The following is a 24,254-nucleotide window of genomic DNA, read 5'->3' as shown; positions in this document are numbered from 1 at the left end:
CAGTCATGATCGTTCAGCAAAACCAGACCCGGTTGCCTTGCGGCAACCGGGTTCTTGATTTAAGCCGCCCGCATGTCATGGGCATTCTCAACGTTACCCCCGATTCCTTTTCCGATGGCGGCCGCTTCAATGCGCTCGACGATGCGTTGCGGCACGCCGAAGCCATGGTTGTGGCGGGGGCGACGTTGATCGATGTCGGTGGCGAGTCGACCCGCCCGGGCGCTGCCGTCGTATCCGTCGACGAAGAGCTCGACCGCGTCATTCCGGTCGTCCAGGCGATCGCGGCCGAACTCGACGTGATCATCTCGGTGGATACCTCCACCCCCCAGGTGATGCGCGAAAGCGCCCAGCAGGGTGCGGGCCTGATCAACGATGTGCGTTCGCTGAGTCGAGAGGGCGCCCTGCAGGCGGCTGCCGACAGCGGCCTGGCGGTCTGCCTGATGCACATGCGTGGCGAGCCGGCGACCATGCAGGACCGTCCGGCTTATGGGGATGTCGTCGAAGAGGTCTGTGACTATCTGGGGGCGCGCGTCGCGCTGTGCGAGGCCGCGGGAATCGGCCGCGAAAAGCTGCTCCTCGATCCTGGGTTCGGCTTTGCCAAGAACCTGGCGCATAATTTGAGCCTGTTCAAGCACCTCGACGCCCTGTTGCGGTTCGGCCTGCCGCTGCTGGTGGGCGTCTCGCGCAAGAGCATGATCGGCCAGGCGCTTGGATGTGGCGTCGAAGACCGCCTGTATGGTGGCTTGGCCCTGGCGGCCCTCGCGGTGGCCAAGGGCGCGCATATCCTGCGGGTGCATGACGTGGCCGAGACGGTCGATGTGGTTCGAATGATCGCTGCGGTGGAAGCGGCGGAATGAATTTGATGGAGCGGTTATGAGCAGAAAGTATTTCGGCACCGACGGTATTCGCGGACTGGTCGGGCAATTTCCCATTACGCCGGACTTCATGCTCAAGCTCGGCTGGGCCGCTGGAATGGCGTTCCGTCGCCAGGGCGCCTGCCGGATTCTGGTGGGCAAGGACACGCGCATCTCCGGGTACATGTTCGAGTCCGCGCTGGAGGCGGGGTTGTCCGCGGCCGGTGCCGACGTCTTGCTGCTCGGGCCCATGCCGACGCCTGCCATTGCCTACCTGACCCGCACCTTCCACGCCGAGGCGGGTATCGTCATCAGCGCCTCGCACAATCCGCACTACGACAACGGCATCAAGTTCTTCTCCGGCCACGGCACCAAGTTGCCCGACGAGGTAGAACTGATGATCGAGGAACTGCTTGATACGCCGATGGTGGTGGTGGATTCCGCCAAGCTGGGCAAGGTCTCGCGGATCAACGACGCCGCCGGACGCTACATCGAGTTCTGCAAGAGCAGCGTGCCGACCAGTACCGATTTCGCCGGGCTGAAGATCGTCGTCGACTGCGCCCACGGGGCGACCTACAAGGTGGCGCCGAACGTGTTCCGCGAGTTGGGTGCCGAGGTCAGCGTCCTTGCCGCCCAGCCCAATGGCCTGAACATAAACGACCAGTGCGGTTCGACCCATGTGGAGTCGTTGCAGGCGACCGTCATCGAGCAGCACGCGGACATCGGCATCGCCTTCGATGGCGACGGCGATCGCGTGCTGATGGTCGATCACACCGGCGCCATCGTCGACGGTGACGAGCTGCTCTACGTGATCGCTCGCGATCTGCACGAGCAGGGTCGGTTGCAGGGTGGTGTAGTTGGCACCCTGATGAGCAACCTGGGGCTCGAACTTGCATTCAAGGAGCTGGACATTCCGTTCGTGCGCGCCAAGGTGGGTGACCGGTACGTGATGAGCGAGCTGCTGTCGCGTGGCTGGCAGCTGGGTGGCGAGAACTCCGGGCACATCGTGTGCTGTCAGTACACCACCACCGGCGACGCGATCATCGCCGCACTGCAGGTGCTGATGGCGCTCAAGCGTCGCGGGCAGACTCTGGCCGAGGCGCGCCAGGCGCTGCGCAAGTGCCCGCAGGTTCTGGTCAACGTGCGTTTTTCCGGCGACCTGGATCCGGTCGAGCACCCGGCTGTCCGGGACGCCTGCGAGCGTGTTCAGGAGCGCATGGCGGGGCGCGGCCGCGTGCTGTTGCGCAAGTCGGGCACCGAGCCGCTGGTGCGGGTGATGGTCGAAGGTGACGATGAAGCCCAGGTGCGCGGCTACGCCGATGAGCTGGCGAAGGTCGTGACAGAGGTATGTGCTTGATTCGCTTGCCAGTCCGCAAGCTCTTGGTTAACATCTGCGCCCACTTTGATCGACGAGGTTGAGCATGCGTCGCCCGATGGTTGCTGGTAACTGGAAAATGCACGGTACCCGCGCCAGCGCTGATGCGCTCGCCCAAGGTGTTCGCCAACTGGCGATACCGGATTCGGTCGAAGTCGCCGTACTGCCGCCTTTTCTCCATGTAGAGCGCGTGCTCGAGGTTCTCGCCGATTCGCCCATAGCGGTCGGTGCGCAAAACTGCGCGAAAGAGCCTTGGCAAGGTGCGCTGACGGGAGAGGTTTCCGCGGCTCAGTTGGCTGATGCAGGTTGCAAGCTGGTGTTGATCGGACATTCCGAGCGCCGCCAGCTGTTCGGCGAGAGTGACGAGTTGCTCAGCCGCAAGTTCATCGCGGCGCAGTCGCATGGGTTGGTGCCCATCCTCTGTGTCGGCGAGACGCTGGAGCAGCGTCAGGCGGGGCGGACGCTCGAAGTGGTGTCCGAGCAATTGGGCAGCATCATCCATGAATTGGGCATCGGTGCCTTCTTCAATGCGGTGATCGCCTATGAGCCGGTCTGGGCCATTGGTACCGGACTGACTGCGACGCCGGCCCAGGCGCAAGCGGTCCATGCGGCGATTCGCGCGCAGTTGGCGGGCGAGAGCGCAGAAGTGGCGCAGGGTATGAGGATTCTTTACGGCGGCAGCGTCAAGGCCACCAATGCCGCCGAGCTGTTTGGCATGGCGGATATCGATGGGGGGCTGATTGGTGGTGCCTCCTTGAATGCGGATGAATTCGGTGCGATCTGTCGCGCCGCGGGATGCTGATGAAATGCTGCAAACTGTCGTAATCGTTGTTCACCTGCTGGGGGCTCTGAGTGTTATCGCTCTGGTGCTTCTGCAGCAGGGGAAGGGTGCGGATGCGGGTGCCTCTTTTGGTTCCGGTGCTTCCGCAACTGTATTTGGCGGCCAAGGTTCCTCTACCTTTCTGAGTCGAGTTACTGCTATACTGGCCACCGTTTTTTTCTTGACCAGCTTGGGCTTAGGTTACTTTGCTAAGGAAAAGGCTGAAGCGCTGACTAACATCGGCCTGCCTGATCCGGCGGTCATGGAAGTGCAGAAGAAAGAATCGGCAGCAAGTGATGTGCCGGTGCTCGAAGAGCAAAAGCCAGCGGCCAACGATGGCGCTGACGTACCTCAGGCTCCAGAGCAGAAGTAGAAGGCAAGTTTTGCCGAGGTGGTGGAATTGGTAGACACGCTACCTTGAGGTGGTAGTGGCCATAGGCTGTAGGGGTTCGAGTCCCCTCCTCGGTACCAATACTCAGCAAAGCCCGCAATAGCGGGCTTTGCTGTTAGCGGAGGTTCGGTTGACCTGAAAGGGTAAATAACCGTATACTTTCGCCCCAGCTTTGTCGCGGGGTGGAGCAGTTTGGTAGCTCGTCGGGCTCATAACCCGAAGGTCGTTGGTTCAAATCCAGCCCCCGCAACCAGTAGTAGCGAAGCCCCTTTTCAGGGGCTTTTTGCTAGCTGGACAGTCTGCCGCCGGGCAATTCCAGGCGGCTTCAAGGGATGGGCGTTTCGCCCATTTTTTATTTGCACAGCATGCGCGAGGGGCTTTCGTGTCGAGCAAGCTAGAACAGTTGCAGGCCATGTTGGCGCCGGTAGTGGAAGCCCTGGGTTACCAATGCTGGGGCGTCGAATTCATTTCTCAGGGTAAGCATTCGCTGCTGCGGGTCTATATCGATAGCGCCAACGGTATTCTGGTCGAGGACTGCGAAAAGGTCAGTCGCCAGATCAGCGGCGTGCTCGATGTGGAAGATCCCATCGCCAGCGAGTACACCCTCGAAGTCTCTTCTCCGGGAATGGACCGGCCACTGTTCACCTTGGAACAGTTCGCCGCTCATGCCGGTGAGCAGGTCAAGATCAAGCTGCGTTCGCCCTTCGAGGGGCGGCGCAATTTTCAGGGCATCCTCCGCGGTACGGAAGAGCAGGACGTAGTGGTGCTGGTCGACGATCACGAATACCTGTTGCCGATCGATTCGGTCGACAAAGCCAACATTATTCCCCGTTTTGACTGAGGGGCGGATCCCCGCGGGTCCAATGGATTGCGAGAGGCGAGGCGTACGATGAGCAAAGAAGTACTGCTGGTTGTTGAGTCGGTGTCCAATGAAAAGGGCGTACCGGCCAGTGTGATTTTCGAGGCGCTTGAGTTGGCCTTGGCCACGGCGACCAAGAAACGCTATGAAGATGACGTCGAGTTGCGGGTGGAGATCAATCGCCAGACCGGTAACTACGAGACGTTCCGTCGCTGGACCGTGGTCCCCGACGAGGAGTTCGAGGAGCCGGCTGCCCAGTACACCCTGGACCAGGCGCAGGCGCGCAAGGCCGACGCCCAGTACGGCGACGTATTCGAAGAGAAGATCGATTCCATCGAGTTCGGCCGCATCGCTGCGCAGACCGCCAAGCAGGTCATCGTGCAGAAGGTGCGCGAAGCCGAGCGTGCGCAAGTGGTCGAGGCCTATCGCGACCGCGTTGGCGACATCATCTTCGGCACCGTGAAGAAGGTCACCCGCGACAACGTCATCGTCGACCTCGGCAACAACGCCGAAGCGCTGCTGGCCCGCGAAGACATCATCCCGCGCGAGACTTTCCGCGTCGGCGCCCGCGTGCGTGCGCTGCTCAAGGAAATTCGCGCCGAAAACCGTGGTCCTCAGTTGATCCTGTCGCGCACCGCGCCGGCGATGCTGATCGAGCTGTTCCGCATCGAAGTCCCGGAAATCGCCGAAGAGCTCATCGAAGTGATGGCCGCCTCGCGTGATCCGGGTTCGCGCGCCAAGATCGCCGTCCGCTCCAAGGACAAGCGCATCGATCCGCAGGGTGCCTGCATCGGCATGCGCGGTTCGCGCGTGCAGGCGGTGTCCGGCGAACTGGGCGGCGAGCGTGTCGACATCGTGCTGTGGGACGACAATGCCGCGCAGTTCGTGATCAACGCCATGGCCCCGGCCGAAGTGGCGGCGATCATCGTCGACGAAGACGCCCACGCGATGGACATCGCCGTTGGCGAAGACAACCTCGCCCAGGCTATCGGGCGCGGCGGCCAGAACGTTCGCCTTGCCAGTCAGTTGACCGGCTGGACGCTGAACGTGATGACCGAGGCCGATATCCAGGCCAAGCAGCAGGCCGAGACCGGCGACATCATGCAGGCCTTCATCGACGAGCTGGAAGTCGACGAGGAACTTGCCCAGGTACTGGTTGAAGAGGGTTTCACCAGTCTGGAAGAGATCGCCTACGTGCCGATGGAAGAGATGCTCAACATCGATGGCTTCGACGAAGACATCGTCAATGAGCTGCGTTCCCGTGCCAAGGATCGCCTGCTGACCAAGGCCATCGCCAACGAAGAGAAGTTGGCGGATGCCCAGCCGGCCGAAGACCTGCTCTCGCTCGAGGGTATGGAGAAGGACCTGGCGTTGGAACTGGCAATGCGCGGGGTTATCACCCGCGAAGATTTGGCCGAGCAGTCGATCGACGACTTGCTCGACATAGACGGCATGGATGAAGAGCGTGCCGGCAAGCTGATCATGGCCGCCCGAGCCCATTGGTTCGAGTAAGCAGTCGCGGTCGAGGAGAGAGATGCATGACGCAAGTCACGGTGAAAGAACTGGCCCAAGTGGTCGACACACCGGTCGAGCGCCTGCTGCTGCAGATGCGTGAGGCAGGTCTGTCGCACACCAGCGCCGAGCAAGTAGTGACCGATAACGAAAAGCAGGCCCTGCTGGCCCATCTGAAGGGCAGTCACGGCGAGAAACTGGAAGAGCCGCGCAAGATCACCTTGCAGCGCAAGACCACCACGACCCTGCGGGTTGCCGGTAGCAAGACCATCAGCGTCGAAGTGCGCAAGAAGAAGACCTACGTCAAGCGCAGCCCCGACGAGATCGAAGCCGAGAAGCAACGCGAGCTGGAAGAGCAGCGCGCTGCGGAAGAGGCGGCTCGCCTGAAGGCCGAGGAAGAAGCCAAGCGTCGCGCCGAAGAAGAAGCGCGCCGTCAGCAGGCGCAGCCTTCCGTCGAAGAAGTGGGCGCAGCCGTGCCTGCCGCGGCCGTCGGCGAAGTCGCCTCCACCGAGCTTCCGGTCGCTGCGGCGCCCGTCGAAGAGCGCAAGAAGGAAGAAGTGCGGCGCCCCGAGAAGGCGCGTAGCGATGACGACGAACGTCGCGATCGCAAGCACACCCAGCATCGCCCCGCGCCGAAAGACAAGGTGCCCGCTCCGCGCGTCGCACCGCGCAGCACCGACGACGAAAGCGACAGCTTTGGCCGTCGTGGTGGCCGCGGCAAGGCGAAGCTGAAGAAACGCAATCAGCATGGGTTCCAGAGCCCAACAGGACCCATCGTGCGCGACGTGAATATCGGTGAAACCATCACCGTGGCCGACCTGGCTGCACAGATGGCGGTCAAGGGCGCTGAAATCGTCAAGTTCATGTTCAAGATGGGCACCCCGGTGACCATCAACCAGGTGCTGGATCAGGAGACTGCCCAACTGATCGCCGAAGAGTTCGGCCACAAGGTCAAGCTGGTCAGCGACAACGCCCTGGAAGAGCAACTGGCCGAATCTTTGAAGTTCGAAGGTGAATCCTTCCACCGTGCGCCGGTCGTTACCGTCATGGGTCACGTCGACCACGGCAAGACCTCGCTGCTCGACTATATCCGTCGTGCCAAGGTGGCCGCTGGCGAAGCCGGCGGTATCACCCAGCACATCGGTGCCTACCACGTGGAAACCGACCGCGGCATGGTCACCTTCCTCGATACCCCCGGTCACGCCGCGTTCACCCAGATGCGTGCCCGCGGTGCCCAGGCCACCGATATCGTCATCCTCGTGGTGGCGGCCGACGACGGCGTGATGCCGCAGACCCAGGAAGCCGTGCAGCATGCCAAGGCAGCCGGCGTTCCGATCGTGGTCGCGATCAACAAGATGGACAAGCCGGAAGCCAACCCGGACAACATCAAGAACGGCCTGGCCGCGCTCGATGTGATTCCGGAAGAGTGGGGCGGCGACGCGCCATTCGTGGGCGTCTCGGCCAAGGCCGGTACCGGCGTCGACGAGTTGCTGGAAGCCGTGCTGCTGCAAGCCGAGGTTCTCGAGCTCAAGGCTACGCCGACGGCCCCGGGCCGCGGTGTGGTGGTCGAGTCCCGTCTCGACAAGGGCCGCGGCCCGGTAGCCACCGTGCTGGTTCAGGACGGCACCCTGCGTCAGGGCGACATGGTCCTGGTCGGCGTCAACTTTGGCCGCGTGCGCGCCATGCTTGACGAGAATGGCAAGCCGATCAAGGAAGCCGGTCCGTCGATTCCGGTCGAGATTCTCGGCCTGGACGGCACTCCGGATGCCGGCGACGACATGACCGTGGTCGCCGACGAGAAGAAGGCCCGCGAAGTTGCCCTGTTCCGTCAAGGCAAGTTCCGCGAGGTCAAGCTGGCTCGTGCGCATGCGGGCAAGCTGGAAAACATCTTCGAGAACATGGGCCAGGAAGAGAAGAAGACGCTCAACATCGTCCTCAAGTCCGACGTCCGTGGTTCGCTGGAAGCGCTGCAGGGTTCGCTCAGCGGCCTGGGCAACGACGAAGTCCAGGTGCGCGTGGTCGGTGGCGGCGTCGGTGGCATCACCGAGTCCGATGCCAACCTGGCGCTGGCTTCCAACGCGGTGCTGTTCGGCTTCAACGTGCGTGCCGACGCCGGTGCTCGCAAGATCGTCGAGGCCGAAGGCCTGGACATGCGTTACTACAACGTGATCTACGACATCATCGAAGACGTCAAGAAAGCCCTGACCGGCATGCTTGGCAGCGATGTTCGCGAGAACATCCTCGGTATCGCCGAAGTTCGCGACGTGTTCCGCTCGCCGAAATTCGGCGCGGTCGCCGGTTGCATGGTCACCGAGGGTCTGGTGCACCGCAATCGTCCGATCCGCGTACTGCGCGACGACGTGGTGATCTTCGAGGGCGAACTGGAATCCCTGCGCCGCTTCAAGGACGACGTGTCCGAAGTGCGGGCCGGCATGGAGTGCGGTATCGCCGTGAAGAGCTACAACGACGTCAAGGTTGGCGACAAGATCGAAGTCTTCGAGAAGGTCCAGGTGGCGCGCAGCCTCTAAGCTGCTTCCGTCGCTCAACGCAACGCCCGGTTCGGCTCTGCCTGACCGGGCGTTTGCCGCTTATGAACCGGGCGGGTTTTTCTTCCGCCCGGTGTACAGGTAGTCAGAACATGGCCAAAGAATTCAGCCGTACCCAGCGTATCGGCGACCAGATGCAGCGCGAACTGGCGCTGCTCATCCAGCGTGAAATCAAGGACCCGCGCCTCGGCCTGGTGACCATCACCGCCGTCGAGGTCAGCCGCGATCTGTCCCACGCCAAGGTGTTCATCACCGTGATGGGGCAGGACGACGACAAGATCGCGTCGAACCTGAAAATTCTGCAGGACGCCGCCGGCTTCCTGCGCATGCACCTGGGCAAGGCAATGAAGCTGCGCACCGTGCCGCAGATGCATTTCCACTACGACGCCAGCATTCGTCGCGGCGTAGAGCTGTCGGCGCTGATCGAGCGTGCCGTGGCGGAAGACCGCAAGCACAGCGGCGAGTCCGAGGAGTAAGCCTTGGCTCAGGTGAAACGAATCCGTCGCAACGTCAGCGGAATCCTGGTGCTCGACAAGCCGCGGGGCTTCAGCTCCAACGCGGCGCTGCAGAAGGTCCGCTGGCTGCTCAATGCGGAGAAGGCCGGCCACACCGGCAGTCTCGACCCATTGGCGACCGGCGTGCTGCCGCTGTGCTTCGGCGAGGCGACCAAGTTTTCCCAGTACCTGCTGGACGCCGACAAGGGCTACGAGACCGTCGCCCAGCTCGGCGTGACCACCACCACCGGCGATGCCGAGGGTGAAGTCACCCATCGGCAAGCGGTCGACGTCAGTCGCGAGGCGCTTGAAGCCGCGCTGCCGGGCTTTCGTGGGGATATCCAACAGATTCCGCCGATGTACTCGGCGCTCAAGCGCGATGGCCAACCGCTGTACAAGCTGGCGCGGGCGGGCGAAGTGGTGGAGCGCGAGGCGCGTTCTGTTACTATTGCGCGCCTGGAATTGCTCGACTTCGAGGCCGACAAGGCGCGTCTGGCGGTAGCCTGCAGCAAGGGCACCTACATTCGCACGCTGGTCGAGGACCTTGGTCAGCAACTGGGCTGCGGTGCGCATGTCGCCGAACTGCGCAGAACACAGGCCGGCCCCTACTCCCTGGCCCAGGCGATCAGCCTGGAAACCCTGGAACAGGTGCATGCCGAAGGCGGCGCCGAGGCACTGGACCAGTTCCTGTTGCCGTCGGACAGCGGCCTGGAGCATTGGCCGCTGATCCAGCTGTCGGAACACAGCGCCTACTACTGGCTGCACGGCCAGCCGGTTCGCGCCCCCGAGGCACCGAAGTTCGGCATGCTGCGGGTACAGGACCACAATGGCCGCTTCATCGGTATCGGTGAAGTGAGCGAAGACGGGCGCATCGCGCCGCGTCGACTGATTCGATCGGAGTGATCGATACCGCTTGCGGATTCGTCCGCGCGGGGCAACGAGGGTGGCTGTCAGCAGGCACGGTCATTCCTCTTTTAAAAACACGGGACCCGTCCCGGCCTGTTCACTCAAGGAGCCCTAATCATGGCACTGAGCGTTGAAGAAAAATCCCAGATCGTTAACGAGTACAAGCAAGCTGAAGGCGACACCGGTTCTCCGGAAGTGCAAGTTGCACTGCTGACCTTCAACATCAACAAGCTTCAGGATCACTTCAAGGCCAACGGCAAGGATCACCACTCGCGTCGTGGTCTGATCCGTATGGTCAACCAGCGCCGCAAGCTGCTGGATTACCTGAAGGGTAAGGACACCACTCGTTACAGCGCCCTGATCGGTCGCCTGGGTCTGCGTCGCTAAGACGCTGCCTGAGCCGGAAGCTGGAAGTTTGCGACTGGATGCCGGGTTTTCCCGGTTTCCGTTCACAGGCTTCCAGCTTTCTGGCTTTTTACCAGGACGGTTTTCGGGTCCGAACCCCGACACTGCCCGCTAATTTCGCAAGAAGCGCAGTTTCCCCAAGGCAACGAAGAGAAGGAAAACACCGTGAACCCGGTAATCAAGAAATTCCAGTTCGGTCAGTCGACCGTTACCCTCGAGACGGGTCGTATTGCCCGCCAAGCCTCCGGCGCTGTGCTGGTCACCGTCGATGACGACGTCACCGTGCTGGTCGCCGTGACCGGTGCCAAGAGCGCCGATCCGAGCAAGGGCTTCTTCCCGCTGTCCGTGCACTACCAGGAAAAGACCTACGCCGCCGGCAAGATCCCCGGTGGGTTCTTCAAGCGTGAAGCGCGTCCGTCCGAGAAAGAGACGCTGACCTCGCGCCTGATCGACCGTCCGATCCGTCCGCTGTTCCCGGAAGGTTTCATGAACGAAGTGCAGGTCATCTGCACCGTCGTTTCCACCAGCAAGAAGACCGATCCGGACATCGCTGCGATGATCGGCACCTCGGCCGCTCTGGCCATCTCCGGCATTCCGTTCGACGGCCCGATCGGCGCCGCTCGCGTGGCCTTCCACGAAAGCACCGGCTACCTGCTGAACCCGACCTACGAACAGCTCAAGGCCTCGAGCCTGGACATGGTCGTGGCCGGCACCAAGGACGCCGTGCTGATGGTCGAATCCGAAGCCAAGGAACTGACCGAAGACCAGATGCTGGGCGCCGTGCTGTTCGCCCACGAAGAATTCCAGGCCGTGATCAAGGCCGTTGGCGAGCTGGCTGCCGAAGCCGGCAAGCCGACCTGGGACTGGCAGGCCAAGCCGGCCAACAACAGCCTGCTCGACGCCATCCGCAGCGAGTTCGGCGAAGCCATCTCCCAGGCCTACACCATCACCGTCAAGCACGAGCGCTACGGCCGTCTCGGCGAGCTGCGCGACCAGATCGTCGCCAAGTTCTCCGGTGAGGAAGGCCAGCCGTCCGCCGGCGAAGTCAAGGATGCCTTCGGCGAGATCGAATACCGCACCGTTCGCGAAAACATCGTCAACGGCAAACCGCGTATCGACGGTCGCGACACCCGCACCGTGCGTGGCCTGAACATCGAAGTCGGCGTGCTCGACAAGACCCACGGCTCGGCGCTCTTCACCCGCGGTGAAACCCAGGCGCTGGTCGTCGCCACCCTCGGCACCGCGCGTGACGCGCAGCTGCTCGATACCCTCGAAGGCGAGAAGAAAGACCCCTTCATGCTGCACTACAACTTCCCGCCCTATTCGGTCGGCGAGTGTGGTCGCATGGGTGCCACCGGCCGCCGCGAGATCGGCCACGGTCGTCTGGCCCGCCGTTCCGTAGCCGCCATGCTGCCGAGCGCGGACGAATTCCCCTACACCATTCGCGTGGTGTCGGAGATCACCGAGTCCAACGGCTCCAGCTCCATGGCCTCGGTCTGCGGCGCTTCCCTCGCGCTGATGGATGCCGGTGTGCCGATGAAGGCGCCGGTCGCCGGTATCGCCATGGGCCTGGTCAAGGAAGGCGAGAAATTCGCCGTTCTGACCGACATCCTCGGCGACGAAGACCACTTGGGCGACATGGACTTCAAGGTGGCCGGTACCGCCAAGGGCGTCACCGCGCTGCAGATGGACATCAAGATCCAGGGTATCACCGAAGAGATCATGGAAATCGCGCTGAACCAGGCTCTGGAAGCGCGTCTGAACATCCTCGGCCAGATGAACCAGGTCATCGCCCAGTCGCGTACCGAGCTGTCGGCCAATGCGCCGACCATGATCGCGATGAAGATCGACCAGGACAAAATCCGCGATGTCATCGGCAAGGGTGGCGCGACCATCCGTGGTATCTGCGAAGAGACCAAGGCCTCGATCGATATCGAAGACGATGGCTCGATCAAGATCTTTGGCGAAACCAAGGACGCCGCCGAGGCTGCCAAGCAGCGCGTACTGGCGATCACCGCGGAAGCCGAGATCGGCAAGATCTACGTCGGCAAGGTCGAGCGCATCGTCGACTTCGGTGCCTTCGTCAACATCCTTCCGGGCAAGGACGGCCTGGTGCACATCTCGATGCTGAGCGATCAGCGCGTCGAGAAAGTCACCGACGTGCTGAAGGAAGGCCAGGAAGTCGAAGTGCTGGTACTGGACGTCGACAACCGCGGCCGCATCAAGCTGTCGATCAAGGACGTCGCCGCTGCCAAGGCATCGGGCGTCTGATCGATCAGTCGACAGGAAAAGGGCCCTTCGGGGCCCTTTTTCGTTTTCGGGACTTGGCGAGGGCCACAGGAAAATAGTGCAAATTGCATGTGGAAAATTTCTCCGACTTGCAAAGTGCAAGGAAGTCGCTTCGCTGTCGTTTTTCAAGTGCCTGAATTTATTGGATTTATGTTTGTCTAGAAGATGGCACAGCGCTTGCGCTGTTATACGTGGACTGCGGCGGGACATAGCTGCAGGCACTATCAGAAAAACAGGAGTACATCCGCATGAAACAGCCTTTCACCAAGTGGACTTTTGCCGCTGTCGCCGCCACTGCTCTGAGCCTGCCCCTGGCCAATGCCGCATTTGCTGCTACCCCCGTTCAGTCTCAGCCGCAAATGCTGGCCGCCAACGAGAAAGTCGATCAGGCCGAAGAAGCGGTTTCTGATACCTGGATCACCAGCAAGGTCAAATCCAGCTTCCTCGCCGATGACAGCATCAGCGGCCTGGACATCAAAGTAGAAACCAACAAGGGTGTGGTTTCGCTCTCCGGCGTAGTGCCGAGCGATGCCGAGCGTGACCTTGCCGTGCAGAAAGCCAAGACAATCAAAGGTGTCAAAGCTGTCTCCGCAGACGGCCTGAAGTCCACCGAGTAACACGCCGCGTGCCGACCGCTGCAGCCAGGATGGCGCTGCCTGAATCCGGAGGATTGCGGTCATAGTCAGCCCGCTCATAGCGAGGACTGTCGCAGGGAAGACCGCTCAGGATGAGCGACAGGAACGCAGTCCGCTGCTGACCGACAGGAAGTACGAAGCCCCGCCCGGACAACCGGGCGGGGCTTTTTTATGCGCCATACAGGCTTGAACGTGAGCGCCGCTTTTTATCGTTGGTTTGTCCCTGGGCGCTGCTGGGCAACACCGCGCTATTTGGTGCGCACGGCGCACCCTACCGTCCCCGTCCCCGTCCCCGTCCCCGACACCGCGGCACCGCATCACCGTAGGGTGCGCCACGCGTACCAGCAGTCGGCACAGCATCCCGATGCGCGTGGCCTCTGATGAGCTTGGTGTCGGCTGGGGCGCCTAGTTGCGCTTGCTGTCGACGTTGACCAGCCGGTTGCCCTCGAAACGCAGGTAGTAGTACATGCCGTTGCGCGGGCCGTAGAGCCACTCCTCCACTTGCACCTCGTTGCGATAGCCGTAGTCGTCGGTGCGTTCGCGGTAGCCGAGGAAATCGCGGCTGACCGGATCGCCGCATTTGCCCGCCACCTCCGCCATGTGATCGTCCGTCGTGACCAGCGCATTACCGCAGCGAAACGACGAGGACGCCTGGGTCTGGGCGGCCAGGGGCAGCAGGCAGAGAAGGGCGAGAAGACGGTAGGTCACGATGGGTGGCTGCTGGATGAGGAGCGGCCAGCCTACACCCGAGGCTGGCGCGCTGTCAGGGGCGCCGCGATTCGATTCGTATCAGCCGGTTTCCCTCGAAGCGGAGGATGTAGAGCATCCCGTTGTTGGGGCCGTAGATCCACTCTTCGATCTTCAGGTCGGCGCGCGAATAGCCATCGGTGAAGCCGACCAGATCGCGTTCCCGGGGTGCGCCGCACTTGCTCTCCACCTCGAAGGCGCGATCGCCGGCGCTGACCAGGTTGCTGCCGCAGCGCATGCTGTCGGCGGCCATGCCCGTCGAGGCCATCACGCCCAGCAGCGCACCGATGGCCCGGCGGCTCATTCTGCATCCAGATGCAGGGTAGTGGGCACCGGACCGTTTCCTTCGCCCTGGATCAGGCTGACGTCGAGCAGGTAGATGCGCTGATCCTCCAGGCCGCCGCGCTGCACCAGGTAATCCTTGATGTTCGCGGCGCGGTCCTGGGCCAGCTTGCGCGAGAGCAGGCTGGTTGGGCGCTGTACCCAGGAGCCGATCACCGCCTCGCGCATCTTCGCCACGCGCTGTTCGCGGTCGAGCTCTTTCCACTCTGCTGGCGGCTGCTGCTTGAGCCGGTCGCGGTAGATGCCTTCGAGCAGCGCGGGCTTGTCATCGTCCTCCACCACCAGCTCGTCGGCGCTGGCCGGCACCTTGTCGCCGCGCCGTTGCAGCATCCGGTAGCTGACGGTGCGGTACTCGCGCTCCAGACGCTGCTCGGCCAGGGGCAGGCCATCGCTGGCACGGGCGCTGACGCCCTCGATTTCCAGGCGCAGCTCGGGGCGCTTCTTCAGCGCATCGGCGAGGGTGTCCAGCGAGCGCATCGCGCTGTCGTCCAGTTCGGCGCTGCCGGGCGCGAAGGAAACCTGATCCAGGTTGTCGCCGCCACCGGGCACCAGCCCGGCGATCAGCTTGAAGGGCGCCTGCACCGCGCGCAGCACCAGGTTGCGCAGGGTCTGCCAGACGATCGGCATGACGCTGAACTGCGGGTCGTTGAGGTTGCCCTGCACCGGCAGCTCGATGGAGATCACGCCCTTGGTGTCCTTGAGCAAGGCCACCGCCAGGCGCACCGGCAGGTCCACCGCGTCCTTGCTGTCGACCCGCTCGCCCAGCTCCAACTGATGCAGCACCAGCTTGTTCTCGGCGTTCAGCCGGCCCTGCTCGACCTTGTAATGCAGGTCGAGGTCGAGGCGGCCCTTGCGGATGCGGTAGCCGGCGAACTTGCCGGAGTAGGGCGTCAGCGTGGTCAGCTCGACGTTGTGGAAGCTGGTGGCGATGTCCAGGCTGTTTAGCGGATCGAAGGCTTCCAGGCGGCCACGGATGCTGACCGGCGCGTAGCGGTCCACCTTGCCGGCGATTTCCACCGGAGCGGCCTTCTTGCTGCGGTTGTCGAGGGTGCCGATCTTGCCGTTGAGCTGGCCGATGGCGGTGGCGAAGTTGGGGCGCAGGCTGAAGTCGGCGAAATTCGCCGAACCGTCCTTGAGGCCGATCGCACCGATGCGTATCGCCAGCGGCGGGCTGTCCGGCTCGTTGGAGGGCGGCTGCGGAACCAGCAGCTCCTTGACGTTGGTGCTGAGGTCCTCGTTGATCACCACGCGTGCGTAGGGCTGGTCGAGGTTGACCGTGTCGATGCTCAGGCTCTTGCCGTGGCGGTAATCCAGGCCCTTGATCGCCAGTGCGCGCCATTTGACGAAGTCGCGCTCCTTGAGCGTGTCGAGCGTATGCAACTGGGCCACGTCGGCGCTGCCGGTGACGCTCAATGCCAGAGGCTCGGTGCCGGTCAGCGCGACATCGAGGTCGCTGCTCAGCAGGCCGCTGCGCAACTCCAGGCGAATGAACGGGCTCAGGTAGGCCTGGGCCAGGCGCAGGTCGATGTCCTTGCTGACGACCTTGAGTTGCGCACTGGTCGGCTGCAGCTGGGCCTGGCCTTCCACCTGCAGACGTCCCTGACCGGCTATGGCGGTGTTCAGCTCGAGCTGGAAGGGCGAGGTGCCGAGGCTGTCGAAGGCGCTGACGTCCAGGTCCAGCGGGCCGACTTCCAGCGCGACCGCGGGCTTCGGCTGGCGGTCGGCGAGGTGCAGTTTCGCGCCACGCAGTTGCGCATCCTGCAGGAGTACCTGCCAGGGCGTTTGCGCTTGTGCCTGTGCTTGCGTCTGCGCATCCGCCGCGGGCTTGGCTTCGGCGGCCGGGACCGGGGCCGGTGCGGGTTCGGTGGCGTTCTGGGCGAACAGCTTCTGCCAGTCGATCTGGCCGTCGGCCTCGCGGGCGGCCCAGGCTTCCAGGCCCTGGCTGCGCACCTCGCCGATTTCCACATGGCGCCGGGCCAGGTCCAGCGCCACCTTGGCCACGTCCAGGCTGGCGAGCTTGAGCAGCGGGCGGCCATCCGCTGCCTTGATCGAGAACGGCGCCAGCTTGAGGCTGGCGTCGCTCAGGCGCAGCTCGGTGCCCTGGCTGAGGTCAAGCTCGTAACGGCTGTCCAGGCTGGCGGTGCCGTCCTCGAGGTCCAGCGGCGCGGCGTCGCGCACGTAGGGCCAGAACGTCTTCAGGGCGACGTCGGTGACCTGCAGGTGGCCACTGGAGCGGATCGGCGCCAGGCTCACCTGACCCTGCCAGTCGATGCGGCCACCGGCCGGGTTGCTGGCGGACAGCGTGGCCTCGGCGTTGCCATCGGGCAGTGTGCTGAGGTTCGCCAGGTCGAGATCCAGCGAGTCGTAGAAGAATTCGATCGGCTCGCTCGGGCGCAGGTCCTCGAAGTGCAGCTTGCCGCCGGCGATCGCCAGGCGGTCGATACGCACCGGGAACGGGCCTTCCTCGGCGTCGGCCGGTGCTTCGGTCGCCGTTTCGGCGGGCGGCAACTTGAACAGCTGGGCGAGGTTCAACGCGCCGTCCTTGGCGAAGCGCAGGTCCACCAGTGGCTGCTCGAGCTCCACGTCGGCCAGGTGCAGCGCACCGCTCCAGAGGCTGTTCACCTGCAGGTTGGCGTAGAGCCGGGCGAAGGCCAGCGACTCGCCGTCGACCTCGCCGAAGCGCAGCCCGGTCAGCTCCAGCTCCAGCGTGAAGGGGTTGAAGCGGACCTTTTCCAGATGCGCCGGAACCGTCGCGTACTCGGCGAGCTTCGCGTTGACCACGCGCACCGTGACAGCGGGCAGGATCAGGAAGCCGATCAGGGCGTACAGCGCGAGGGCGACCAGGGCGGCGATGCCGGCGCGTTTCAATCCTTTGGGCATGGGTAGTCTTCTGTCCCGACGAAAGGTTCGTTGGAGTATGGCATGTCGTCGCGGTTCCGAAGCGGCGCTGCGGTTTCGCTAGAAGCGCAGCACCAGCGTCTTCAGCGGCGGCTGGCCATCGCGCGAGGGAAAGTCCGCCGCCGGTTCGATCTGCTGGCAGTCACGCACGGGGCGACCGAGCTTGCTGGCGCAGCGCAGCACCTGCTCGCGCCAGTCAGCGAGGGCGACCTTCGCCAGGTTGTTGCAACAGACCAGCACGCCATCGTCCGCGGTGGTCAGCAGCGCGGGCTTGAGCAGGCTCTGGTAGTCGCGCAACAGATCGACGGTGCCGAAGGCGCTCTTCGCCCAGGCCGGCGGGTCGAGGAACACCAGGTCGAAGGCGCGCTGCGCCAGGCGTTGGTACGACGGCAGCCTGTGCCCGCGACGGCTGCTGACCGGCAGCCCGGCGAGCTGGCGGATCGCCGAGAAGTAGTCGGACTGCACGAAGCTCATCGCCAGCCCCGGATTGAGCGCCAGATTTTCCCGGCCGACCGCGAGGTTGCCTTCGGCGAAATCCAGGTTGCACACCTCGTTCGCGCCGCCGGCCGCTGCGCAGAGGCCGACGCCGCAGGTATAGGCGAACAGGTTGAGCACCGACTTGCCGGCGCTGTGCGCCTTGACCCAGCCGCGCGCGTTGCGTAGGTCGAGGAACAGCAGCGGGTCCTGGCCGGGATGGCGACCGCGCACTCGGTAGTTCAGCCCCCATTCGCGCCCGACCAGGTCGGCCAGCGCTGCGGCGTCGGGCTGGTGCGCGGCGGCGCTGCGGTCGATGCGTGAATTGCCACCGGAGCGGTCGTTGTAGACCAGCAGCAAGGGCACGCCGAGGGCCGCCTCGACCTGGCCGAGCAGGTCCGTCAGCAGGGCCTGATCCAGCGGCTGGTGGAAGCTCTGCACCAGCAGTTGTGGGCCGTAGCGGTCGAGGGTGAGGCCGGGCGCGCCTTCCTGGCTGCCGTGGAACAACCGGTAGCAATCGGTGGCCTGGGCGTGCAGTTCGGCGAGCAGTGGCTCGCGCTGCAGGAGGGCGGCGCGCAGCGCCTGATCGAGAGAGGGCATGCGCGGCGACTCGAAAGAGAGGGCCGCGCAGTGTAGCGAAAAAAGCCGGTCGAGGCCCCGTGCGGGCCGGCTGGCTAGCGCTCGAGCGCCAGTGCCACGCCCTGGCCGCCGCCGATGCACAGGGTCGCCAGGCCCTTCTTGGCGTCGCGCTTGAGCATTTCGTGGAGCAGGGTGACCAGCACGCGGCAGCCCGATGCGCCGATCGGGTGGCCGATGGCGATGGCGCCGCCGTTGACGTTGACCTTGGCGGCGTCCCAGCCCAGTTCCTTGCCCACCGACAGCGATTGCGCGGCGAACGCCTCGTTGGCTTCGATGAGGTCGAGTTGCTCCAGCGTCCAGCCGGCCTTCTCCAGGCAGCGTCGGGTGGCCGGCACCGGGCCGATGCCCATGATCGCCGGGTCGACGCCGGCGCTGGCGTAGGCGGCGATGCGCGCCAGCACCGGCAGGCCGAGCGCGCGGGCCTTGGCGGCGCTCATCAGCAGCACGGCGGCGGCGCCGTCGTTCAGCGCCGAGGCATTGCCGGCAGTGACGCAGCCGGTCTTGGCGAACGCCGGCTTGAGCTTGGCCAGGGTTTCCTCGCTGGTGCCGGCGCGCGGCTGTTCGTCGGTGTCGAAGACCAGCGGCTCACCCTTGCGCTGCGGAAGGGTGATCGGGGTGATCTCGTCCTTGAAGCGTCCGCTCTCGATGGCGGCGACGGCCTTGCGCTGCGAGGCCGCGGCGAAGGCGTCCTGCTCCTCGCGGGTCAGCGCGTACTTCTCCACCAGGTTCTCGGCGGTGATGCCCATGTGGTAGTCGTTGAAGGCGTCCCACAGGCCGTCCTCGATCATCGTGTCGACCAGCTTGGCGTGGCCCATGCGCAGGCCGGTGCGCGCGCCGGGCATGACGTAGGGCGCCAGGCTCATGTTCTCCTGGCCGCCGGCGATCACCACCTCGGCGTCGCCACAGCGGATCGCCTGGGCGCCGAGATGCAGCGCCTTGAGGCCGGAGCCGCAGACCTTGTTCAGGGTCAGCGCCGGCACCGAGTAAGGCAGGCCGCCCTTGATCGCGGCCTGCCGGGCGGGGTTCTGCCCGGCGCCGGCGGTGAGCACCTGGCCGAGGATCACTTCGTCCACCTCGGCCGGGTCGAGGCCGGTCTGTTCCAGCAGACGACGGATCACCGCGGCGCCCAGTTCGACGGCGGGCAGGTTCGCCAGCGAGCCCTGGAAGCTGCCGACGGCGGTGCGGGTGGCGGCGACGATAACGACTTCTTGCATGACGACTCCTCGAGCGTGGGCGCGGCTGGCGCGACGATTCGCTATGTTGGCACAGACCGGTGGCGGCGCTCAAAACGCGAACCGGACGGTCACGTACCGGACCAGGTCAGCGCAGCGGCGCCAGCCCCATGCGCCGCCGGGCGCGCGCCAGCGAGCCATTGCGCACGGCCCAGCGCAGCAGTGGCGCGGCATTGCGCACGCCGGCGCGGATCAGCCGGCGTTTGCCGGGGCTGAAGTCGAACCCGAGCATGCCGTGCGCCCAGTCCGGCAGCAGGTCGATGCCGGCCTGCATCATCAACGCGCCGAACGGCCTGGCCAGCAGGCTGGGCGCCGGTGCATCGAGGAGAACGCGCAGCACCTCGCGCGAGCGCGCGTCGCAGACCAGTTGCGCGCGCTGCGCCTGCAGGTAGTCGGCGATCTCCACCCGCGAGTGCGGCACGTCACAGGCGCCGAGGCGTTCGGCGACACGGGCGATTTCGGCGTAGTAGCGGTCCTGCTCGGCGCCCGGCAGGTGCGGGTCGAGGTAGCGCAGGTGGGCCTTGAGGAAGCTGCTGACCTCGGCCACGTGGACCCAGGTCAGCAACGCCGGATCGGAGGCCGCGTAGGGGCGCCCGTCGGCGGCCCGCCCGACCACGCCCTCGTGGATGTGCCGGACCCGCTCGATCAGCCGTTCGGCGTCGGCGCGGCTGCCGTAGGTGGTGGCCGAGATGAACTGCCCGGTGCGGCGCAGCCGGCCTAGCATGTCCTCGCGGAAGTTCGAATGGTCCCAGACACCCGCCAGCGCCAGCGGGTGCAGCGCCTGCAGCATCAGGGCGGAGATGCCGCCGATCAGCATCGAGGTGAAGTCGCCGTGGACCTTCCAGCACGCCGAGTCCGGACCGAACAGGCCGGGGTCGCCCGGCGGATGCTCGAAGTCGACCCCGCCGAGCGCGAGGCCGGTAAGGCTGAGGACCTGGGTTTCGATGCGGCGGCGAAGGATTTCCATCGGCCGATGATAACGGATGCAGCGCGCGTTACAGGTCGCCGGCGCGAACGCCGGCGACGCGTCCGGCTCAACGGTTCAGGCGGTTCTCGATCAGGTCGTCGACCACGCCCGGATCGGCCAGGGTCGAGGTGTCGCCGAGTTCGTCCAGCTCATTGCAGGCGATCTTGCGCAGGATGCGCCGCATGATCTTGCCGGACCGGGTCTTCGGCAGGCTCGGCGCCCATTGCAGCGCGTCCGGCTTGGCGAAGCTGCCGATCTCGCCGGCCACCCGCTTGAGCAGGTCCTGCCTGAGCCCGTCGCTCGGCTGGGCGCCGTTCATCAGCGTGACGAAGGCGTACAGGCCCTGGCCCTTCACCGCATGCGGACAGCCGACCACCGCGGCCTCGGCGACATCGTCATGGCTGACCAGTGCGCTTTCCACCTCGGCGGTGCCGATGCGGTGGCCGGAGACGTTGATCACGTCGTCGACGCGGCCGGTGATCCAGTAGTCGCCGTCCTCGTCGCGGCGCGCGCCGTCGCCGGTGAAGTAGTAGCCGGGATACTGCGAGAAATAGGTATCGATGAGCCGCTGGTGGTCGCCGTAGATGCTGCGGATCTGGCTCGGCCAGCTTGATTTGATTGCGAGCATGCCGGCGCCGGTGCCTTCGATTTCCTGGCCCTGTTCGTCGAGGATCACCGGCTGCACGCCGAAGAACGGCTGCGTCGCCGAGCCGGGCTTGAGCGCCATGGCGCCGGGCAGCGGGGCGATCATGATCGCCCCGGTCTCGGTCTGCCACCAGGTGTCGGCGATCGGGCAGCGGCTGTCGCCCACCACTTCGTAGAACCACTCCCAGGCTTCCGGGTTGATCGGTTCGCCGGCGCTGGCGAGCAGGCGCAGGCTGGCGCGCGAGGTGCGCAGGACCGGCTCGTCGCCCTCGCGCATCAGCGCGCGTATCGCCGTCGGCGCGGTATAGAAGATGTTCACCTGATGCTTGTCGACCACCTGCCAGAAGCGCGAGGCGTCCGGGTAGCTCGGTACGCCCTCGAACATCAGGGTGGTGGCGCCATTCGCCAGCGGACCGTAGACCACGTAGTCGTGGCCGGTGATCCAGCCGAGGTCGGCGGTGCACCAGTGGATTTCGCCGTCGTGGTAGTCCAGCGCGTAGCGGTGGGTCATCGCCGCGCCGAGCAGGTAGCCGGCGGTGCTGTGCAGCACGCCTTTCGGCTTGCCGGTGCTGCCGGAGGTGTAGAGGACGAACAGCGGGTCCTCGGCATCCATCGGCTCCGGCGGGCATTCGGCGGAGGTCTGCCGCACCGCCTGGTGGTACCAGAGGTCGCGGCCTTCGACCCATTCGATCTCGCCCTGAGTGCGTTCCACCACCAGCACGGTGGAAACCTCCGGGCAGCGCTGCAGGGCCTGGTCGACGTTGTTCTTCAGCGGCACGTACTTGCCGCCGCGCACGCCTTCGTCGGCGGTGATCACGGTGCGGCAGTCGGCATCGAGGATGCGGTCGCGCAGGGCGTCCGGGGAGAAACCGCCGAACACCACCGAATGGATCGCGCCGATGCGCGTGCAGGCGAGCATGGCGTAGGCGGCTTCGGGAATCATCGGCATGTAGATGCACACGCGGTCGCCTTTCTTCACGCCGCGGCTCTTCAGCACGTTGGCCAGGCGGCAGACGTGGTGATGGAGCTTGCGGTAGGTGATCTGCGCCGACTCGGCGGGGTTGTCGCCTTCCCAGACGATGGCGATCTGCTCGCCGCGCTTTTCCAGGTGGCGGTCGATGCAGTTGTAGCTGACGTTGAGCTGGCCGCCCTTGAACCAGGAGGCGTGGCCGCGCCGCATGTCGCTTTCGTGGAGGCTGTCCCAGGGCTTGATCCAGTCGAGGAAGGTCGTTGCCTGCTCGGCCCAGAACGTCTCGGGCTGCTCGATGGACTGCCGGTAGAGGCGCTGGTAGTCGTCGCGGTCCAGGTGCGCGTACCGCCGCACCGCGTCGCTGACGGGGTGGGTGCTGATCTCGAACATGGGCGGGTTCCTTTGTTTTTGTATCCGCTGTGTTCGTAGGGTGCACCCGCGCCGCCGGCGCATTCAAGTACCGATGGCCGGGCGACGGCTGTCTTTAGTTGTAGGAATGTTTCGGCGGGAGCGGCCGCGCGACGAGGGGTCGCCGCACGGCGCGAAGGGCGATCAGCCGCGGTGACGGCCGCGGAAGTAGTCGATCAGGCCCTGGGTGGAAGCGTCCTCGGCGGCGTCCGCCTCGTAGGCGGTGAGCTTCTGGTAGACCGACTTGCCGAGTTCCTTGCCCAGCTCGACGCCCCACTGGTCGAAGGAGTTGATCCCCCAGATCACGCCCTGGACGAACACCTTGTGCTCGTACAGCGCGATCAGCGCGCCGAGGCGACGCGGGCTGATGCGTTCCAGCACGAGGGTGTTGCTCGGGCGGTTGCCGGGAATCACCTTGTGCGGCGCCAGGCGCTGCACCTCGGCGTCGTCCAGGCCCTTCTCGCGCAATTCGGCCTCGGCCTCGGCGCGGGTCTTGCCGCGCATCAGCGCCTGGCTCTGCGACAGGCAGTTGGCATACAGCCACTGGTGGTGGTCGGCGACCGGGTTGAAGCTGACGACCGGCACGATGAAGTCCGACGGGATCAGCGGCGTGCCCTGGTGCAGCAACTGGTGATAGGCGTGCTGGCCGTTGCAGCCGACGCCGCCCCAGATGATCGGCCCGGTATCGCATGACACCGGCGAGCCGTCCTGGCGCACGCTCTTGCCGTTGGACTCCATGTCCAGCTGCTGCAGGTGTTTGACGAAGTTGCGCAGGTAGTGGTCGTACGGCAGGAAGGCGTGGCTCTGGGCATCCCAGAAATTGCTATACCAGACCCCCAGCATGGCCAGCAGCACCGGCATGTTCTTCTCGAACGGCGCGGTGCGGAAGTGCGTATCCATGGTGTAGGCGCCGGAGAGCAGCTCCTTGAAGTTGGACATGCCCACCGCCAGCGCGATCGGCAGACCGATGGCCGACCACAGCGAGTAGCGCCCGCCGACCCAGTCCCACATCGGGAACACGTTCTTCTCGAGGATGCCGAACGCCACGGCGGCCGGCTTGTTGCTGGTGACCGCGATGAAGTGCCGGTAGAGCTTCTCCTGGGTGCCGCCACGGGCCAGGTACCAGGCCCGTGCGGCCTGGGCGTTCTTCAGGGTTTCCAGGGTGCTGAAGGTCTTGCTGGAAATGATGAACAGCGTGGTCTCGACGTTCAGCTTGGCCATCACCTCGCGGAATTCGCTCCCGTCGATGTTGGCCAGGTAGTGGCAGCGCACGCCGTTCTGGGTGAACGGCAGCAGCGCCTCGGAAACCAGCTGAGGGCCGAGGAAGGAGCCGCCGATGCCGATGTTGACCACGTCGGTGATGGTCTTGTCGTTGTAGCCGCGCCACTGGTTGGTGTGGATGCGGCCGACCACGTCGGTCATCTGGTTCAGCACCTGGTGCACGTCGGGGATGATGTTGCGGCCGTCGACCATGATGCATTCGCCCACCGGACGGCGCAGGGCGGTGTGCAGCACCGGGCGCTTTTCCGAGGCATTGATCGGCTGGCCCTCGAACATCGCGTGCAGCGCCTGCTCGACGCCGGCCTCGCGCGCCAGGCTCACCAGCAGATCGCGGGTCTCGTGGGTGATCAGGTTCTTCGAGTAGTCGAGGAACAGGCCGCAGGCGCTCAGGGAGAAGTCGCTGAAGCGTTGCGGGTCCGAGGCGAAGGCCTCGCGCATGCTGAAGTTCTGCAGGTCCAGCCGGTGATCGGTGAGGGCTTTCCAGGAGGGGAGGGAAGTTACGTCGAGGGGATTCTGGTAGTACGCCATGAATGTCCGGCTTCCTTAGCTTGAGCCTTGTTCAGGC

At 64.8% G+C, this 24,254-nt stretch carries 20 protein-coding genes and 2 tRNA genes; 14 read left to right on the top strand and 8 right to left on the bottom strand.

Features of this window, described 5'->3' with window-relative positions:
- Window positions 1-5: 5 nt before the first annotated feature.
- The 14 genes from folP to BLV15_RS00215 all read left to right on the top strand — a co-directional run bounded on the left by folP (window position 6) and on the right by BLV15_RS00215 (window position 13,068).
- Entirely contained in the window at window positions 6-857 is an 852-nt protein-coding gene (gene folP / locus BLV15_RS00280; RefSeq protein ID WP_090223621.1) for a dihydropteroate synthase, read from the top strand.
- Between the two features lie 16 nt (window positions 858-873).
- Window positions 874-2,211, top strand: a complete 1,338-nt coding sequence (gene glmM, locus BLV15_RS00275) for a phosphoglucosamine mutase (RefSeq protein ID WP_090223619.1) — start codon at window positions 874-876, stop codon at window positions 2,209-2,211.
- A 64-nt stretch (window positions 2,212-2,275) separates the two neighbouring features.
- A complete protein-coding gene (tpiA, locus tag BLV15_RS00270) occupies window positions 2,276-3,031 on the top strand; it encodes a triose-phosphate isomerase (RefSeq protein WP_090223617.1) in 756 nt (251 codons plus the stop codon).
- A 4-nt stretch (window positions 3,032-3,035) separates the two neighbouring features.
- Entirely contained in the window at window positions 3,036-3,422 is a 387-nt protein-coding gene (secG, locus tag BLV15_RS00265; RefSeq protein ID WP_090223615.1) for a preprotein translocase subunit SecG, read from the top strand.
- Between the two features lie 12 nt (window positions 3,423-3,434).
- Window positions 3,435-3,520, top strand: a tRNA-Leu gene (locus BLV15_RS00260).
- 96 nt (window positions 3,521-3,616) lie between these two features.
- Window positions 3,617-3,693 (top strand) — tRNA-Met (locus BLV15_RS00255).
- A 129-nt stretch (window positions 3,694-3,822) separates the two neighbouring features.
- Window positions 3,823-4,281 (top strand): ribosome maturation factor RimP, encoded by a 459-nt coding sequence (gene rimP, locus BLV15_RS00250; protein WP_090223614.1) that lies wholly within the window; start codon window positions 3,823-3,825, stop codon window positions 4,279-4,281.
- 48 nt (window positions 4,282-4,329) lie between these two features.
- Complete coding sequence (gene nusA, locus BLV15_RS00245) at window positions 4,330-5,811, top strand: transcription termination factor NusA (RefSeq protein WP_090223612.1); 1,482 nt, start codon at window positions 4,330-4,332, stop codon at window positions 5,809-5,811.
- Window positions 5,812-5,837: 26 nt separating this feature from the next.
- Complete coding sequence (gene infB, locus BLV15_RS00240) at window positions 5,838-8,339, top strand: translation initiation factor IF-2 (RefSeq protein ID WP_090223610.1); 2,502 nt, start codon at window positions 5,838-5,840, stop codon at window positions 8,337-8,339.
- A gap of 110 nt (window positions 8,340-8,449) precedes the next feature.
- Window positions 8,450-8,833 (top strand): 30S ribosome-binding factor RbfA, encoded by a 384-nt coding sequence (rbfA, locus tag BLV15_RS00235; protein WP_090223609.1) that lies wholly within the window; start codon window positions 8,450-8,452, stop codon window positions 8,831-8,833.
- Window positions 8,834-8,836: 3 nt separating this feature from the next.
- Window positions 8,837-9,754: a tRNA pseudouridine(55) synthase TruB gene (truB, locus tag BLV15_RS00230; protein WP_090223607.1), complete on the top strand. Its 918-nt coding sequence runs from the start codon at window positions 8,837-8,839 to the stop codon at window positions 9,752-9,754.
- A gap of 120 nt (window positions 9,755-9,874) precedes the next feature.
- Window positions 9,875-10,144, top strand: a complete 270-nt coding sequence (rpsO, locus tag BLV15_RS00225; protein ID WP_090223605.1) for a 30S ribosomal protein S15 — start codon at window positions 9,875-9,877, stop codon at window positions 10,142-10,144.
- A gap of 183 nt (window positions 10,145-10,327) precedes the next feature.
- Window positions 10,328-12,433, top strand: coding sequence for a polyribonucleotide nucleotidyltransferase (pnp, locus tag BLV15_RS00220; RefSeq protein WP_090223603.1), 2,106 nt, complete (start codon window positions 10,328-10,330; stop codon window positions 12,431-12,433).
- Window positions 12,434-12,699: 266 nt separating this feature from the next.
- Window positions 12,700-13,068: a BON domain-containing protein gene (locus BLV15_RS00215; RefSeq protein ID WP_090223602.1), complete on the top strand. Its 369-nt coding sequence runs from the start codon at window positions 12,700-12,702 to the stop codon at window positions 13,066-13,068.
- A 423-nt stretch (window positions 13,069-13,491) separates the two neighbouring features.
- Here BLV15_RS00215 and BLV15_RS00210 read toward each other — a convergent pair whose 3' ends face one another.
- The 8 genes from BLV15_RS00210 to pgi form a co-directional block, all read right to left on the bottom strand.
- Entirely contained in the window at window positions 13,492-13,794 is a 303-nt protein-coding gene (locus BLV15_RS00210; RefSeq protein ID WP_090223600.1) for a DUF2845 domain-containing protein, read from the bottom strand.
- Window positions 13,795-13,849: 55 nt separating this feature from the next.
- The gene (locus tag BLV15_RS00205; RefSeq protein ID WP_090223598.1) at window positions 13,850-14,137 is read right to left on the bottom strand and encodes a DUF2845 domain-containing protein; all 288 of its coding nucleotides are present in this window, start codon (window positions 14,135-14,137) and stop codon (window positions 13,850-13,852) included.
- Complete coding sequence (locus tag BLV15_RS00200; protein WP_090223596.1) at window positions 14,134-17,055, bottom strand: DUF748 domain-containing protein; 2,922 nt, start codon at window positions 17,053-17,055, stop codon at window positions 14,134-14,136. Before BLV15_RS00200 ends, BLV15_RS00205 begins: the two co-directional genes overlap by 4 nt.
- 78 nt (window positions 17,056-17,133) lie before the next feature.
- Window positions 17,134-18,147 (bottom strand): class I SAM-dependent rRNA methyltransferase, encoded by a 1,014-nt coding sequence (locus BLV15_RS00195; protein ID WP_090223594.1) that lies wholly within the window; start codon window positions 18,145-18,147, stop codon window positions 17,134-17,136.
- 74 nt (window positions 18,148-18,221) lie between these two features.
- Entirely contained in the window at window positions 18,222-19,400 is a 1,179-nt protein-coding gene (locus BLV15_RS00190) for an acetyl-CoA C-acetyltransferase (protein ID WP_090223593.1), read from the bottom strand.
- Between the two features lie 106 nt (window positions 19,401-19,506).
- The gene (locus tag BLV15_RS00185) at window positions 19,507-20,385 is read right to left on the bottom strand and encodes an oxygenase MpaB family protein (protein ID WP_090223591.1); all 879 of its coding nucleotides are present in this window, start codon (window positions 20,383-20,385) and stop codon (window positions 19,507-19,509) included.
- A gap of 67 nt (window positions 20,386-20,452) precedes the next feature.
- Window positions 20,453-22,390: an acetate--CoA ligase gene (gene acs, locus BLV15_RS00180; protein ID WP_090223589.1), complete on the bottom strand. Its 1,938-nt coding sequence runs from the start codon at window positions 22,388-22,390 to the stop codon at window positions 20,453-20,455.
- Window positions 22,391-22,552: 162 nt separating this feature from the next.
- On the bottom strand, window positions 22,553-24,217 hold the full coding sequence (pgi, locus tag BLV15_RS00175) for a glucose-6-phosphate isomerase (protein WP_090223587.1): 1,665 nt from the start codon (window positions 24,215-24,217) through the stop codon (window positions 22,553-22,555).
- Window positions 24,218-24,254 lie beyond the last annotated feature (37 nt).

The sequence above is a fragment of the Pseudomonas kuykendallii genome (assembly GCF_900106975.1).
Classification (GTDB): domain Bacteria; phylum Pseudomonadota; class Gammaproteobacteria; order Pseudomonadales; family Pseudomonadaceae; genus Pseudomonas_O; species Pseudomonas_O kuykendallii.
The sequence above is the reverse complement of the archived record's forward strand: the minus strand, read 5'-3'. Positions and strand labels throughout refer to the sequence as shown.

Coding starts and splice junctions, on each gene's coding strand:
- folP (WP_090223621.1), top strand. CDS start 6: ATGATCGTTCAGCAAAACCAGACCCGGTTGCCTTGCGGCAACCGGGTT.
- glmM (WP_090223619.1), top strand. CDS start 874: ATGAGCAGAAAGTATTTCGGCACCGACGGTATTCGCGGACTGGTCGGG.
- tpiA (WP_090223617.1), top strand. CDS start 2,276: ATGCGTCGCCCGATGGTTGCTGGTAACTGGAAAATGCACGGTACCCGC.
- secG (WP_090223615.1), top strand. CDS start 3,036: ATGCTGCAAACTGTCGTAATCGTTGTTCACCTGCTGGGGGCTCTGAGT.
- nusA (WP_090223612.1), top strand. CDS start 4,330: ATGAGCAAAGAAGTACTGCTGGTTGTTGAGTCGGTGTCCAATGAAAAG.
- infB (WP_090223610.1), top strand. CDS start 5,838: ATGACGCAAGTCACGGTGAAAGAACTGGCCCAAGTGGTCGACACACCG.
- rbfA (WP_090223609.1), top strand. CDS start 8,450: ATGGCCAAAGAATTCAGCCGTACCCAGCGTATCGGCGACCAGATGCAG.
- rpsO (WP_090223605.1), top strand. CDS start 9,875: ATGGCACTGAGCGTTGAAGAAAAATCCCAGATCGTTAACGAGTACAAG.
- BLV15_RS00215 (WP_090223602.1), top strand. CDS start 12,700: ATGAAACAGCCTTTCACCAAGTGGACTTTTGCCGCTGTCGCCGCCACT.
- BLV15_RS00205 (WP_090223598.1), bottom strand. CDS start 14,137: ATGAGCCGCCGGGCCATCGGTGCGCTGCTGGGCGTGATGGCCTCGACG.
- BLV15_RS00200 (WP_090223596.1), bottom strand. CDS start 17,055: ATGCCCAAAGGATTGAAACGCGCCGGCATCGCCGCCCTGGTCGCCCTC.
- BLV15_RS00195 (WP_090223594.1), bottom strand. CDS start 18,147: ATGCCCTCTCTCGATCAGGCGCTGCGCGCCGCCCTCCTGCAGCGCGAG.
- BLV15_RS00190 (WP_090223593.1), bottom strand. CDS start 19,400: ATGCAAGAAGTCGTTATCGTCGCCGCCACCCGCACCGCCGTCGGCAGC.
- BLV15_RS00185 (WP_090223591.1), bottom strand. CDS start 20,385: ATGGAAATCCTTCGCCGCCGCATCGAAACCCAGGTCCTCAGCCTTACC.
- acs (WP_090223589.1), bottom strand. CDS start 22,390: ATGTTCGAGATCAGCACCCACCCCGTCAGCGACGCGGTGCGGCGGTAC.
- pgi (WP_090223587.1), bottom strand. CDS start 24,217: ATGGCGTACTACCAGAATCCCCTCGACGTAACTTCCCTCCCCTCCTGG.